Origin of the sequence: Thalassospira sp. MBR-102, assembly GCF_040549275.1 — a bacterium.
GTDB classification, from domain to species: Bacteria; Pseudomonadota; Alphaproteobacteria; order Rhodospirillales; family Thalassospiraceae; genus Thalassospira; species Thalassospira xiamenensis.
This window is the reverse complement of sequence record NZ_JBEPTC010000018.1, coordinates 12,780-25,934: the sequence shown is the minus strand read 5'-3', so window position 1 is coordinate 25,934 and position 13,155 is coordinate 12,780. Positions and strand designations below refer to the sequence as shown.

The window sequence follows — 13,155 nt, the reverse complement described above, 5'->3', positions numbered from 1 at the left end:
CTTGAGGATTCTTGAAAAGTGCTCGGCTGAGATGAAGGTCTACATATGCTTTTGTCGAAGATTTTAGTTCAAACGTATGACCTTTGGATATCCACATAGTGATCAGGTGCACCAGATTAGTTTTTTTCGGTCAAATTGTAACTGGAACAGCCAATAATTTTACGGATCCAGAAAAGGCCCGCCAACAATATGATTGCACAGAATACAAGTTGGTAAACGCCGATGTATCCGTACAAAACAACCCAGATTGCCGACGTAAACAAAGAGGTAATCAGCATTGTTACGATCAATACCTTGCATAGGAATGACAGGATATTTTTCGTTCTCTTTTCCGGTTCACGATTGATCATCTTCAATCTGATTTCTGTCTATCTTCATAGTCTGTAAAACTAGATGTCACGCTATCATAATCGCGATCAGTTGGAAACACGGTTATGGATAGACATAAATTTTTCCTGTTTCAAAAAGTGAATGCAGGATCAGTATAACGGGCTGGACGATGTGTCCAGCCCGTTACTCATCGAAGTTCAAAGGTGTTGGCTATGTTGAGGATAATGACAACCCCGAACGTCTAGGGTTTCATGATCGGTTCAAAAACTATTTCCGGTATTCATCCGGAAGGAAAAACAGATGATCGGTATCGGGTGCGGCCATATGACAGGCAACGCAGAATTCGACATTGGCTGAGCCTTTGCCTTTACTGGTTCCCGAAATACTGCCATTGGGCATAATCATCGTATATTTCCAGTCATTCGCCTCCGCAAAGAATCCGCTCTGCATTTTTTCCATAAGGAAGAGTGGTCCGGCAGCAGCGCGACCGCTGCTGTCAACCGTAAAACTGGGTTTTGCCAGAATGGAGCCTTCCGGCATGGTGCCGACATCCTCATAGGCACCGTATCCTCCTGATCCCGTATCGTTGGCATAATTCATTACATAGCGACTGCCATGTGTCGCGGATGGATACGGGGAGGAGGAGAACGAACGCCAACTATCAAATGACAGGGCCGACGGATTACCGGACTGTCCCCAGGAAGTCCGCATTTCATCGATCAGGCAATCCCACATGGCAATGGCTTCCTCATCGGTGATATCTGCAACATCCATCGCGCCGCAGGGGCTGCATGGATTGGCAGAGCATGGATTGTCCGTTGCGCAAGGATTGGTCGCTCGGGCGGCAGCACATGGGTTCGCTGTGGCGCAGGGATTGGCCGCGCACGGATTGGGGGTGCAAGGATTAGTAGCCGCACATGGATTGTTTTCTTTTGCCGCAGCGAGACGAGGAACGTAACAAGTGCTGGACGCCGGAGACCATCCGGCGCAAGGGTTAGCTGCGCATGGATTGCTTGCTGCGCAGGGGGTCTTGGCAGCACAAGGGTTCGCCGCAGCACAAGGATTCACTGCCGCGCAAGGGTTGGCGGGGGCGCATGAAGCAACTTCTGCGACAGGCTGAGCCAATGATGTTGCCGAGCTTGAAGCCGTTATACCGAAAGATCCGACACCAACGGCAAGAGCAGGCAGTGCTACAGCTGACAAAAGATTGATTTTTGTTCCCATTATTCTGTCCTCCCGACAGGTTTTGTCACTCTTCATGTGTACTCAGAATGACAATTATCAGTTTTGAACCTTGAGGAACTCGATGACATCCAGGATTTCCTGGGTTTCCTTGAGTTTGAAAGGCATTTTGGAACGGGCTTTACGGCCAAGAATCTTCCCGAGTTTGTCACTTGGCCCGGCGAGATATTCTTCCAGAAACGCTTCATTGGTCTGAAAGCCGATATTGCAGGCCGCCTTGTAATCAGCACCGTAGCGGTAGCCTTTCACCGAACCACATTGTCGACCAACTACACCGAACAAGGAAGGTCCTACCTTGTTCTTTCCTGGCTCAAGCGAATGACAAGCCGCACATTTTTTAAAGACTTTTCCGCCGTCAGGCGCATCCGCCAAAGCGACATGTGACATTGTGAGGCTGAAAGCTAAGGTAAGAACCGCTATTCGTAAATTGAAACTCATGCCGTCTCTCCCCGTTTCATGCTCAAAATCTTGAACTGTATTAAGGTGAAGAAGCAAGTCACTCTAGGATCACAATATTGTAAGCTGTGATGATTGATATAAGGTTAGGACTTATTAACATTTAACTGATTCAACACCTTAAATATCCATTTGGGAGGCTTTAAGGTATGGAACGTGGATTTTGGTTGTCGGATGAACAATGGGCATTGATCGAGCCGTACCTTCCGTGTCGTGCCGCCGGACGTAGGTGTGTTGATGATCGACGGAGCATTTCAGGGATCATTCATATTCTTCAATCCGGTTGCCGGTGGCAGGATTGCCCCGCCGAATATGGCCCGCACACGACGGTTTACAATCGCTATAATCGCTGGTCTCAAAAAGGCATCTGGCAGTACATGTTTGCGGAGCTGACCGCGGTGTTGGCCCGGACCCCGGAAGAGATTTCCATCGACAGCACACATGTCAAGGCACACCGTTTTGCGGCTGGTGGGAAAGGCGGGCTTCTGTTCAGGTCATAGGGCACACAAAGGGTAGGCGCAACACCAGGGTTCACGCCATAAGCGATAGTCTCTGCCGACCACTTGTCGTCTGTCTGGCGCCCGCTATCTGCTCGCCGACAAGGGGTGCTATGCGGGCCATTAGCGTGACTGGTTGGTGCGACTCAGCATCCAGCCCGTGATCCCATCCCGAACCTTTCAAACTGCAAAGAACCACATGCCTTTGACGCAAAGCGCTACAAGAACCGCAATATCATCGGGCGCGTTCTGTCGCCTCAAGGACTTTTGCCGTATCGCCACCCGCTACGACAAAAAGGCCGAAAACTTCCTGGTCGGATTATGTCTTGCCACACTCGTCTGCTTCTGGATTTGAATGAGTCTGGAGCCTAACCCCGCACTCAAGAGCAAAACTTTGCGCATGCTGCGGTTGCTTTTCTTTTCGTTATTGGTGTCGTTCTTCATTTCATTTCATTTCATTTCTTCATATTTCTCGGGTTGTTGCCTAATCGGAATGTTAGAAATATTTGGCGTTTGTGATAAAATATATCCTTCCCCTTTCCGTATTAATATTTTTGGGTCTTTATGGTTTCGTTCTATTTTTTTTCTTAATCTGTAAACGCCAGTTTCCACGGCATGTGTGTCTATTTCAGCATGATAACCCCATATGTTTCTCTGTAATTCCCGGACAGTCACCAACCTTCCCTTGTTTCTCACCATATATTTAAGTATCTGGTTCTGGCGGTTCTGAACTTTGATTTTGTCTCCGTTGGAAATGTTCAAAAGCGTATGATGGCTCGAGTCATACAGAAATCTACCGATTTGAATGACATAATGGCTGGTCGCAATCACAGTGCGGAGAGCGGATTTGATTTTCGCGGCCACAACCGGGAATGATTCCTGTGCCGAAATGCAATTGATTGCTCCGGCATTGAGGACATCAATCACCAGGTCATCAGAAATTTTTCCGTGAACAATCACACTCCTTCTTTTGTTTTCGATATCTATTTTCTGAAACAAGGGATAAAATAAATCTTGATCATTGGTTTCCTGGCAGAGAACCAATAAAGTATAGTTTCTTGCAACATCATTTATATGCGACAGGTTGTTTATGCGTATTGCCGTTGAGTAAATTTCGGAAAATTCTGTCAAGTAGTTACTTGCATGGGAGGCATAATCTGTGTCTCCAATAAACAAAACCCTCTCCATATCTGAAGAATACCTTTTTCACTTTTTGATGAAATTCTCGAGAAAATATTTTGCTTTATTTGACTGCCAGTCTACGCTGCCTACAATATACCCAAGGACATAACCATCCTTGTTAATAAAATAGGTAATTGGAAGCCCGTATATTTTTAAACCAAGTCCATTTTTCCTCGTAACAACCGATTCTTTCCTGTTCTCGGGATCAAAATATATTTTCAAATCACCTGCAGAAATATGATTAAGAAAATCTCGGACATGATCGACCCCGGTATGATCAAGAGAAACAGCAACCACCTGTATATTCTGATCGGAGTAGTTGTCTGCCAGTTGTGCCAATGACGGCATTTCTTTAATGCAGGGTGCACACCAAGTGGCCCAAAAATTAAGGATCACATTGCTTCCGCGAAACTTTCGCATGCTGAGCAAGTTTCGGTTTTCATTGTAAAAGAGATAATCATCAACCCTCTCCTGAGGACGAAGTTCTGTGAACTGATCGTTTCCGTTATCCAGAATGGCTAAATCAGATAAATCTTCCGCCTCGCAGGTTGATTGTTGAAATAAAATAGGAAAGATCAGGAAAACAAAAAGCTTCCAATTGGCATTGGACATCAATTTCATGATTGAAAAAAACCTTATCTCTAAAAGTAGAGAGGGGGCTCAGAGATGAAAAAATTTCATCGCAGAATTATTTTATTGAACAATTTCCCAATTCAGTCATGGAACAAGACCGTGGCAGGACTGGGACGGCAAAAGCTGCACGGTCCGTTTCCAGATGAGAATACAGGCCAAGTTATCTTGTTTTCCGCCAAGACAGACCCGAAGGGCATTCCTTCGGGACAGCCCTGACGGTTTGAAGTTATTGATCCGACGTCGCGTTGGCTCTATCGACCGTCAGGGATGACAGTCCGGCAAATATGCCCCCCAGAACCAATCCCCAGATAACGTGCAGGATCAAAGTCATAATCGGTGCCATCATGCCGAGCTTAAGGCCGAACAGACCCGCCCCCGCCATGGGCATTGCCATGATCATCATCAAAAGCCAGGCACCAACAGCGAACATGACGGCTTTGCCGACAGGTGAAGATGTCGGAATTTTGTCGTAGAGGAGGGCATACAACCCTCCCCACAGCACGGTCCCGATCAGGAAGTGGACCATCCATCCAAGCCACATCCCCCCGAAACCGAGCATCTGCTTCGCCATGCCACTCAGCATCGAAATAACATCCAGAGCCGGCATAAGTCCCATCATTGCTTTCATCACCATCAGAACCGACAGAACGGCAGTTGCGGCAAATCCTGCCAGCATGGCTTTTGCATAGATACTCATTTTCTTCTCCTTATCTTAAAAAGCAGGCTGTTTTCGTTTCACAAAGTGAAAACTGAAACCGGCGTAAATTTAATCGTCGAGATACTCGCGGATCATGCGTCTGCCCCGGTGAATTCGGCTTTTTACCGCCGCGCGCGAAAAGCCAAGCTCATTCGCGATCTCCTCGATAGAAAGTTCACGGATGTCACGCAGAACGATGACGGTGCGGTATTTGTCTGGAAGAGAGTGAATGGCAGCAGCCAAATCATTTCTTAGTTCAACTTCCGGTCGAAATGCAAAGAGAGGAGAATCATCAGGGGGGAGTTCCACTTCATTTCTCATTTTTCGCCACAGCCTGTTACATTCGCGCCGAACGATGGAAAACGTCCAGGCCGGAAAGGATGCGATCGTCTGTAAACCTCCAATTCGCCGATACATGATCCACAACGTCTCTTGCGTGGCGTCTTCTGCATCTCCGTTACTCGCACAATGCCATTTTGCGACACGCTGAATGTCCACCCGGCTCACCGCGATGAGATTCTCCAGTGCTTTACGATTGCCTGTCTGCGCAGCGCGGATCAGTTCCGGGTCTGCTTTCATACCTCTTTCCACCCTTTGTTCGAGACAAAGCCCGTACACGCGCCAATCTGAATGCTGAATATGATGCGTGCTCCTGACAACGTAGAGGGTCAATTCTAAACTTTGGTTTCACCTGACCTTGGTCAACTGTTAGTCACAGAATTGTGAGTACAGCGAAAGACACGTAATGGCTCATCACGACATCAACCTAGCGGATAGGCACAGTCGCTAGCAGATCAATAAATCACTTTTACCCTGCGACATCGCAATTCGTCGCAATTAAGAGCCATAAGAGATTCCTCACTCTTGTCCCATCCTACCCTGACTTCTTCCGATAGTCAGGGCAGGGGCGATGAAGCCGCGTCACAACATCTATATCGATGCCGATACCAGTGCGGAGCTTGAAGCACTGGCGGCACGTCCGGGGACCTCCAAATCCGCGATCATCGGCGATGCCCTGCGTCATTATCTCCGCCATCGCGGCGCCAATGCTCTTGAAGAGGCATTGCGTATCCGTCTGGACCGCTTGAGCCGCGAGAGTGCACTGGTGCGCCGGGATATCGACGTCCTGACCGAAAGCCTCGCATTTTTCGTGCGGCTCTATCTCACTTTCAACGCCCATACCCCGGTGCCGGACAAGGCCACCCAGGCGGTGGCCAATGAGCGCTACCAGAAATTCATCGAACAGGTCGGCCGCCAGATTGCGGGTGGACGCAAATCGTTCGAGAGCGATGAGACGGAGGCGGAACAATGAACACCGTCTCCGAGCAACGCCGCCGTGACATGCTACGCTCCGCACTGGGCACCCCGATCTCTGAAGCGCTCAAGGATCCGGCCGTGATCGAGATCATGGTCAACCCGGATGGCAAGCTGTGGCTGGATCGGCTGGGGCAGGGCTGCATCGATACCGGGATGGTTATTCACCCGGCCGAGGCCGAACGGATCATCCGTCTGGTGGCATCGCATATTCGCACAGAAACCCACGCCGATCAGCCGATCGTCAGCGCCGAACTGCCCGCTCAAACCAATGCTGTCGGTGGCGAACGGTTTGAAGGGCTTTTGCCGCCGGTCGTACAGGCCCCCTGTTTTGCCATCCGCAAACCGGCCGAACGCATCTACACACTCGCCGATTATGTCCGTGACCGGATCGCGTTGCCGCTGCAGGCCGAAGCCCTGCGCAAGGCAGTACGTGATCGCAAAAATATCCTGATTGCCGGTGGTACCTCGTCTGGCAAAACCACACTGGCCAATGCGCTGCTCGCCGAGATCGCCGACTGCGAGGATCGCGTGATCCTGATCGAGGATACGCGTGAGCTGCAATGTGCTGCCCGTGATTGCGTGGCCCTACGGACCCGACGCGATGTGGTGTCGCTCTCCGATCTGGTGCGCTCGACCCTGCGTCTTCGACCCGACCGGATTATTGTCGGCGAGGTGCGGGGACCGGAAGCGCTCGACATGCTCAAGGCCTGGAACACGGGTCATCCCGGCGGCCTTGCGACCGTCCATGCCAATTCCGCCCATGCCGCACTCTATCGCATTGAGCAACTGGTGCAGGAAGTGGTTACGGTCGTGCCACGTCACCTGATTGCCGAAGCAATTGATCTGGTGGTGTTCATCTCCGGGCGTGGACCGGCGCGCAGGATCGAGACCATCGCCACGCTCAACGGTCTGGATGGCAATGCCGATTACGCCCTGACCCCGCTCACTCTTCCCCGACTGCAATCGATCTGAATGGAGAAAGTTCATGTCCGCAAGACATTGTGCACCGCCACGCACTCTCCTGTCGGCTTTCTGTCTGGCGGCAGTCACGCTGATCGCTCTCGCACCCGATGCCATGGCTGCCGGGTCGGGCATGCCGTGGGAAGAACCGTTGCAGCGCATTCTGGAATCCGTTCAGGGGCCGGTGGCCAAGATCGTTGCCGTGATCATCATCATCGTCACCGGTCTGACCCTGGCCTTCGGAGAAACCTCCGGCGGGTTCCGGCGCCTGATCCAGATCGTGTTTGGCCTGTCGATCGCCTTTGCGGCCAGTTCCTTCTTCCTGTCCTTCTTCTCGTTTGGCGGTGGGGCGCTGATCTGATGCGTGATGATCGATCCATTGAGGGGTTTGACATTCCGGTTCATCGGGCATTGACCGAGCCGATCTTTCTCGGCGGAGCACCGCGTTCGGTCGCCATCCTCAATGGCACTTTTGCGGCTGCCATCGGGCTAGGGCTGCAGCAATGGGGTGCTGGATTGGGGTTGTTCTTTATCGGTCAGACGCTGGCGGTGTTTGCCGCCAAGCGTGATCCGGATTTTTTACCGGTCCTCGCCCGCCATCTGCGCCAGAGGAGATGGTGGCGATGCTGAACCTTGCCGAATATCGCAACAAGACGGCGTGTCTGGCCGATCTCCTGCCATGGGCGGCTCTGGTCGCACCGGGGATTATCCTGAACAAGGATGGCAGCTTTCAGCGGACATTTCGTTTTCGGGGGCCCGATCTCGAAAGTGCCACCGAGGCCGAACTGATCGGGTTTTGTGCGCGGGTCAATAACGTGCTCAAGCGTCTCGGCTCGGGCTGGGCGCTGTTCTTTGAAGCAAACCGGAGCGAGGCCGAGACCTATCCTGTGTCCCGATTTCCCGATCCGGCCTCGTGGCTGGTCGATGAGGAACGCCGGGCGGCCTTTGCCGAAGCGCGTCAGGGGGCACATTTCGAAAGCCGCTATTACCTGACCTTACTGTTCATGCCGCCGCCTGATCTCCAGTCACGCGGCACAAAGCTGTTTGTGGAAACCGGCCGGAAGGAAGAAGGACGGAACTGGCGGCTGGAACTGGAACGGTTCACCGAGGATACGGAGCGGGTGCTGGACCTGCTCGCAGGCTTCATGCCCGAAGTCGTGCCGCTGGATGACGACGAGACGCTGACGTTTCTGCATGACACCGTCTCGACCAAACACCATCCGGTGCATGCGCCCGAGATTCCGGTCTATCTTGATGCCATCCTGGCCGATACGCCGCTTGTGGGTGGTCTTGAGCCGATGCTGGGCGATTGGCATCTGCGCAGCATCACTCTTCTCGGGTTTCCCGATACCACCCGTCCCGGCGTGCTGGATGCGCTCAATCATCAGGATTTTGCCTATCGCTGGGTGTCGCGTTTCATGCCGTTGGATCGCACAGATGCCAACAGGGTGCTGACCCGCTTGCGTCGGCAATGGTTCGCCAAGCGCAAATCGGTTGCCGCCATCCTGCGTGAGGTGATGACCAATGAGGCATCAGCACTTGTTGATAGCGATGCAGACAACAAGGCGGTGGATGCCGATGCTGCTTTGCAGGCCCTGGGTGGCGATCATGTCGGGTTCGGTTATCTGACCGTGACGGTTACAGTCTTTGATCGCGATCTTCAGGCGGTCGAGGACAAGATCAGAACGGTCGAGCGCATCGTCAATGGGCATGGCTTCACGACTATTCGTGAGACCGTCAATGCGATCGAAGCTTGGCTTGGCAGTCTGCCGGGGCACGTCTATGCCAATGTGCGCCAGCCTCTGATCCACACGCTCAATCTGGCCCATCTGACACCGCTCTCAGCAGTCTGGGCCGGACCGACTGATAACGCCCATCTCTCCGAGGTCACAGGGCAGTTCTGTCCGCCACTATTCTATGCACAAACCTCGGGAACCACACCCTTTCGCTTTTCCACCCATATCGGCGATGTCGGCCATATGCTGATTGTCGGGCCGACCGGGGCGGGCAAGTCGGTTCTGCTCGCCCTGATGGCGATGCAGTTTCGCCGTTACCCCGATGCGCAGATCTATATGTTCGATAAGGGCAACTCGGCCCGCGCCGCAGTACTGGCGATGGGCGGGGAACATTATCCGCTCGGCGCCAGTGAAGGTCTGTCTTTCCAGCCATTACGCGAGATCGACGATCCGGCGATCCGAAGCTGGGCGGCGGACTGGATCGCGATGCTGCTCGATCACGAGAAGGTTCGGGTCACCCCCGAGATCAAGGATATGGTCTGGTCAGCCCTTTCCAGTCTGGCAAGTGCACCGGTTGAGGAACGGACGCTCACCGGACTTGTCATGCTGCTGCAGTCCAATGCGCTCAAGGCAGCGCTTCAGCTCTATACGCTGGAAGGGCCGCTTGGCTATCTGCTTGATGCTGCTGAAGATAGGCTAACACTTTCCGACATTCATTGCTTTGAGACCGAGGAGCTGATGAACCGGGCCGGGGCGGTGCTACCGGTTCTGACCTGGCTGTTTCATCGGCTCGAAGCCCGATTTGATGGCCGCCCCAGCCTGCTCATTCTCGATGAGGCCTGGATCTATCTCGATAACCCGCTGTTTGCCGCGCGCATTCGCGAATGGCTCAAGGTTCTGCGCAAACGCAATGTCTCGGTGATCTTCGCCACCCAGTCACTTGCCGATATCGCGGACTCAACCATTGCACCGGCCATCATCGAAAGCTGTCCACAGCGGATCTTCCTGCCCAATGACCGGGCCATCGAGCCGCAGGCCAGAGAAGCCTATGAGCGGTTCGGTTTGAATAGCCGCCAGATCGACCTGATCGCCCAGGCCACACCCAAGCGTCACTATTACCTGCAATCCAGACAAGGTAACCGGCTGTTTGAACTCGGGCTCGGCCCGATCGCATTGACCCTGTGTGGGGCCTCGGACCCGGCAGCTCAGAAACTTATCGATCAGGTTCTGGCCAATCACGGGCATGCGGATTTTGCCCAACACTTCCTCGCAGCCAGAGGACTGGACTGGGCCGGGGATCTGATCGGTCAGTTTTCCAAGGCAGGAGAGGTCTCATGAAACGCATCATGTTCAAAGCCATTTCAATTGTTTTGCCAGCTTTGTTCTGGACCCATATCGCTCTTGCCGCCTGGCCGGTATTTGATGCCACCAACTTCGCCCAGAACATCCTGCAGGCCAGCCGAGCACTGGAACAGATCAACAATCAGATCCGCTCGCTTCAGAACCAGGCGACGATGTTGCAGAACATGGCGCGCAATCTCGAACGTCTGGATTATTCCTCCGCCAGCCAGATGATGAGCGCGCTTGACCGGATCGATGGCCTGATGATGCAGGCTGACGGGATCGGGTTTGATGTTGCCGAGCTCGATCTGCAACTCGCCCGGCAATATCCCGACAGCTATGAGGAAACCCTCAAGGCCAGTGACGTCGCGACCGCGGCCCGCGAGCGCTGGCAAAATACCATGGACGCCTATCGCAAGAGCCTGCGTTTGCAGGCCGGGATTGCTGGCAATATCCAGCAGGACCGCCCGTTGCTCAATGACCTGGTGGCCCGAAGCCAGGGCGCTCCCGGTGCCTTGGCCGCCCAGCAAACCGCCAATCAGTTGCTGGCGCTTTCGACAAAACAGCAGATGCAGATCCAGTCGATGCTGGTTGCCCAGCAACGGGCGGAAACCCAGGATCGGGCGCGCAAGGCCCAGAGTGAGGAAAGCGGGCGGGCTCTGACCAAACGCTTCCTCGGCACATCCAGTGTCTATGACGAATAATCGGATCGGGTCTGGGTATGGATAATCTTGGCATCATCGATCGCTTCATGGAGGTGTTTGGCCGCTATATCGATAGCGGCTTCGGCCTGCTATCGGGCGATGTCGGGTTTCTGACCTCCATCCTGATCGGGATCGATATCACGCTGGCCGGTCTGTTCTGGGCGCTGGGTGGCGAGGACAATATTCTCGCCCGTCTGATCCGCAAGGTGCTCTATGTCGGGACCTTCGCCCTGATCCTCAATAACTTCCAGACTCTGACCGGGATCATCTATGCCTCGTTTGCCGGGTTGGGGCTGCAAACGGTGCCGGGAAGCCTGACCGCAGACGATCTGTTGCAACCGGGCAAGATTGCCGCAACCGGCTATGAGGCAGCGTGGCCGCTGATCGCGCAGGTCGGCAATCTGGTCGGTATTCCCGATCTCTTCGTCAATGCCCTGACCATCTTCGTGCTGTTGCTGGCCTGGTTCCTGGTGATCATCGCTTTCTTCATCCTCTCGATCCAGCTCTTCATCACGGTGCTCGAGTTCAAGCTGACAGCCCTGGCCGGCTTCGTGCTGGTGCCGTTCGCATTGTGGAACAAGACCGCCTTTCTGGCTGAGCGGGTACTTGGCAATGTCATCTCGTCAGGCGTGAAAGTCATGGTGCTGGCCGTGATTGTCGGGATCGGCTCCACCCTGTTTACAAGTTTCACCGATGCCCTTCAGGGGCAGGAACCCGACATGGCCGCGGCCATGTCGATGGTACTCGGTGCTTTGGCACTTTTGGGGCTGGGTATTTTCGGACCCGGTATTGCGTCGGGTCTGGTCTCAGGTGCGCCGCAACTCGGTGCCGGCGCTGTACTCGGAACGGCTGGTGCCGCTGCCGGGGCGACGCTTTTGGTCGGTGGTGCTGCGCTGAGTGGTGTCGGAGCGGTTGCCGGGGGCGGTCTGGTTGCCCTGCGTGCGGCAACCGCACTTGGTGCCGGTGTGACAACATCCTTTCAGATGGGACGTGCCGCCTCGGGAGCAACAGGTTTGGCCGGAACTGCTGCCGGTATGGGCGGTGTTGCCCGTGCTGCCGGTGGCAAGGCAAGTCAAACCGTGCGCTCGGTGTCGGATCGCGCTGTCAAAACCCTGAAGCTTGAGGCCGAGAAGGGCAGGGCAGCGGCTTGGGCCGCAACCGGTGGTGCTCCAACTGGATCGGCAAGCTTTCATGCAGCCAACAGCAATAGAGCAACAGCACCCGATTGGGCGCGACGTCTGCGTCATGAGCAGAATATGCGGGCTCACCGACACTCGACCACGCAGGCCGTGCGCGATGGTGATCGCCCCGGTTCTGGCGCCAATCCGTCTCTCGACGAAAAGGGGGAATAGATGCCGTTTAAAAGATCCCTGCAGCGTTATGGTACGACGCCCGAACCCGAAACACCCTATCAGAAGGCCGGTCAGGTCTGGGATATGCGTATCGGATCGGCACGTGTTCAGGCCCGGAACTGGCGCTTGATGGCCTTTGGCTGTTTTGCACTGGCCTGTTCGTTATCGGGAGGGTTGATCTGGCAATCCCTGCAAAGCCGGGTGGTGCCCTATATCGTCGAGATCGACCGTTTCGGCGAGGCAAGAGCGATCGCGCCGGTCGCGCCGGACTACCAGCCCACCGATGCACAACTCGCCTGGTATCTGGCCCGCTTCATCAAACTGGTCCGCTCGGTTTCCACCGATCCGGTGCTGGTCCGCCAGAATTGGCTGGCAGCCTATGGTTTTGTCACCGGTCAGGCCGTGCAGTTCCTCAACGATTATGCCAATCGTAATGATCCCTTCGCCGAGATCGGCGAGCGCAGTGTGTCGGTCGAGGTCTCAAGTGTGGTGCGCGCATCCGATCAATCCTTTCAGGTCAAATGGCAGGAGCGCATCTATGAGCGCGGTGCCCTGATGCGCACAAGACGCTGGACCGCCATCCTGACTGTCATCTCGAAATCACCGGCCAATGCCGAAGAACTGCGCAAGAACCCGCTCGGGCTCTATGTCCGGGCAATCGACTGGTCGCGCGAGTTCGACACATCCTCTCCCGGATCGCAGGAGTAA

At 54.2% G+C, this 13,155-nt stretch carries 15 protein-coding genes and 1 pseudogene; 10 read left to right on the top strand and 6 right to left on the bottom strand.

Features of this window, described 5'->3' with window-relative positions:
• Positions 1 to 597: 597 nt before the first annotated feature.
• Together ABIE64_RS21775 and ABIE64_RS21770 are read right to left on the bottom strand one after the other, a co-directional pair.
• Entirely contained in the window at positions 598 to 1,104 is a 507-nt protein-coding gene (locus ABIE64_RS21775) for a cytochrome P460 family protein (RefSeq protein WP_354378590.1), read from the bottom strand.
• A gap of 507 nt (positions 1,105 to 1,611) precedes the next feature.
• The gene (locus ABIE64_RS21770; RefSeq protein ID WP_354378589.1) at positions 1,612 to 2,010 is read right to left on the bottom strand and encodes a c-type cytochrome; all 399 of its coding nucleotides are present in this window, start codon (positions 2,008 to 2,010) and stop codon (positions 1,612 to 1,614) included.
• 167 nt (positions 2,011 to 2,177) lie between these two features.
• Here ABIE64_RS21770 and ABIE64_RS21765 point away from each other — a divergent pair.
• Positions 2,178 to 2,880 (top strand): annotated as a pseudogene (locus ABIE64_RS21765) (IS5 family transposase).
• Positions 2,881 to 2,975: 95 nt separating this feature from the next.
• Here the strand turns inward: ABIE64_RS21765 and ABIE64_RS21760 are convergent.
• Both ABIE64_RS21760 and ABIE64_RS21755 read right to left on the bottom strand, forming a co-directional pair.
• Positions 2,976 to 3,701, bottom strand: a complete 726-nt coding sequence (locus tag ABIE64_RS21760) for a winged helix-turn-helix domain-containing protein (RefSeq protein WP_354378588.1) — start codon at positions 3,699 to 3,701, stop codon at positions 2,976 to 2,978.
• Between the two features lie 30 nt (positions 3,702 to 3,731).
• Positions 3,732 to 4,328 carry a TlpA disulfide reductase family protein gene (locus ABIE64_RS21755; RefSeq protein WP_354378587.1) on the bottom strand — a complete coding sequence of 199 codons (597 nt, stop codon included), beginning with the start codon at positions 4,326 to 4,328 and terminating at the stop codon, positions 3,732 to 3,734.
• A 45-nt stretch (positions 4,329 to 4,373) separates the two neighbouring features.
• Between ABIE64_RS21755 and ABIE64_RS21750 the strand changes: the two genes are divergently transcribed.
• Positions 4,374 to 4,556: a hypothetical protein gene (locus ABIE64_RS21750; protein WP_354378586.1), complete on the top strand. Its 183-nt coding sequence runs from the start codon at positions 4,374 to 4,376 to the stop codon at positions 4,554 to 4,556.
• Between the two features lie 10 nt (positions 4,557 to 4,566).
• Here the strand turns inward: ABIE64_RS21750 and ABIE64_RS21745 are convergent, their stop codons facing one another.
• Positions 4,567 to 5,037, bottom strand: a complete 471-nt coding sequence (locus tag ABIE64_RS21745) for a DUF6789 family protein (RefSeq protein ID WP_354378585.1) — start codon at positions 5,035 to 5,037, stop codon at positions 4,567 to 4,569.
• 69 nt (positions 5,038 to 5,106) lie between these two features.
• Entirely contained in the window at positions 5,107 to 5,616 is a 510-nt protein-coding gene (locus tag ABIE64_RS21740) for an RNA polymerase sigma factor (RefSeq protein WP_354378584.1), read from the bottom strand.
• A 331-nt stretch (positions 5,617 to 5,947) separates the two neighbouring features.
• On the opposite strand from ABIE64_RS21740, the gene ABIE64_RS21735 reads away from it, so the two are divergent.
• Genes ABIE64_RS21735 through trbF form a run of 8 tightly spaced genes read left to right on the top strand, consistent with a single transcriptional unit; the run spans position 5,948 to position 13,155 of the window.
• Positions 5,948 to 6,349: a ribbon-helix-helix domain-containing protein gene (locus tag ABIE64_RS21735; protein WP_097052534.1), complete on the top strand. Its 402-nt coding sequence runs from the start codon at positions 5,948 to 5,950 to the stop codon at positions 6,347 to 6,349.
• Positions 6,346 to 7,326, top strand: coding sequence for a P-type conjugative transfer ATPase TrbB (gene trbB, locus ABIE64_RS21730; protein WP_354378583.1), 981 nt, complete (start codon positions 6,346 to 6,348; stop codon positions 7,324 to 7,326). The genes ABIE64_RS21735 and trbB overlap by 4 nt, the downstream gene beginning before the upstream one ends.
• Before the next feature lie 13 nt (positions 7,327 to 7,339).
• Complete coding sequence (locus ABIE64_RS21725; RefSeq protein WP_354378582.1) at positions 7,340 to 7,675, top strand: TrbC/VirB2 family type IV secretion system protein; 336 nt, start codon at positions 7,340 to 7,342, stop codon at positions 7,673 to 7,675.
• On the top strand, positions 7,675 to 7,944 hold the full coding sequence (locus ABIE64_RS21720; RefSeq protein ID WP_354378581.1) for a VirB3 family type IV secretion system protein: 270 nt from the start codon (positions 7,675 to 7,677) through the stop codon (positions 7,942 to 7,944). The genes ABIE64_RS21725 and ABIE64_RS21720 overlap by 1 nt, the downstream gene beginning before the upstream one ends.
• A complete protein-coding gene (trbE, locus tag ABIE64_RS21715; protein ID WP_354378580.1) occupies positions 7,938 to 10,388 on the top strand; it encodes a conjugal transfer protein TrbE in 2,451 nt (816 codons plus the stop codon). The genes ABIE64_RS21720 and trbE overlap by 7 nt, the downstream gene beginning before the upstream one ends.
• Entirely contained in the window at positions 10,385 to 11,095 is a 711-nt protein-coding gene (gene trbJ, locus ABIE64_RS21710) for a P-type conjugative transfer protein TrbJ (protein ID WP_354378579.1), read from the top strand. Before trbE ends, trbJ begins: the two co-directional genes overlap by 4 nt.
• A 17-nt stretch (positions 11,096 to 11,112) precedes the next feature.
• Positions 11,113 to 12,447: a P-type conjugative transfer protein TrbL gene (gene trbL, locus ABIE64_RS21705; protein WP_354378578.1), complete on the top strand. Its 1,335-nt coding sequence runs from the start codon at positions 11,113 to 11,115 to the stop codon at positions 12,445 to 12,447.
• A complete protein-coding gene (gene trbF / locus ABIE64_RS21700; protein WP_354378577.1) occupies positions 12,448 to 13,155 on the top strand; it encodes a conjugal transfer protein TrbF in 708 nt (235 codons plus the stop codon).

Coding starts and splice junctions, on each gene's coding strand:
- trbB (WP_354378583.1), top strand. CDS start 6,346: ATGAACACCGTCTCCGAGCAACGCCGCCGTGACATGCTACGCTCCGCA.
- ABIE64_RS21750 (WP_354378586.1), top strand. CDS start 4,374: ATGAAAAAATTTCATCGCAGAATTATTTTATTGAACAATTTCCCAATT.
- ABIE64_RS21740 (WP_354378584.1), bottom strand. CDS start 5,616: ATGAAAGCAGACCCGGAACTGATCCGCGCTGCGCAGACAGGCAATCGT.
- ABIE64_RS21745 (WP_354378585.1), bottom strand. CDS start 5,037: ATGAGTATCTATGCAAAAGCCATGCTGGCAGGATTTGCCGCAACTGCC.
- ABIE64_RS21720 (WP_354378581.1), top strand. CDS start 7,675: ATGCGTGATGATCGATCCATTGAGGGGTTTGACATTCCGGTTCATCGG.
- trbJ (WP_354378579.1), top strand. CDS start 10,385: ATGAAACGCATCATGTTCAAAGCCATTTCAATTGTTTTGCCAGCTTTG.
- trbL (WP_354378578.1), top strand. CDS start 11,113: ATGGATAATCTTGGCATCATCGATCGCTTCATGGAGGTGTTTGGCCGC.
- ABIE64_RS21775 (WP_354378590.1), bottom strand. CDS start 1,104: ATGGATGTTGCAGATATCACCGATGAGGAAGCCATTGCCATGTGGGAT.
- ABIE64_RS21735 (WP_097052534.1), top strand. CDS start 5,948: ATGAAGCCGCGTCACAACATCTATATCGATGCCGATACCAGTGCGGAG.
- ABIE64_RS21725 (WP_354378582.1), top strand. CDS start 7,340: ATGTCCGCAAGACATTGTGCACCGCCACGCACTCTCCTGTCGGCTTTC.
- trbE (WP_354378580.1), top strand. CDS start 7,938: ATGCTGAACCTTGCCGAATATCGCAACAAGACGGCGTGTCTGGCCGAT.
- trbF (WP_354378577.1), top strand. CDS start 12,448: ATGCCGTTTAAAAGATCCCTGCAGCGTTATGGTACGACGCCCGAACCC.
- ABIE64_RS21755 (WP_354378587.1), bottom strand. CDS start 4,328: ATGAAATTGATGTCCAATGCCAATTGGAAGCTTTTTGTTTTCCTGATC.
- ABIE64_RS21770 (WP_354378589.1), bottom strand. CDS start 2,010: ATGAGTTTCAATTTACGAATAGCGGTTCTTACCTTAGCTTTCAGCCTC.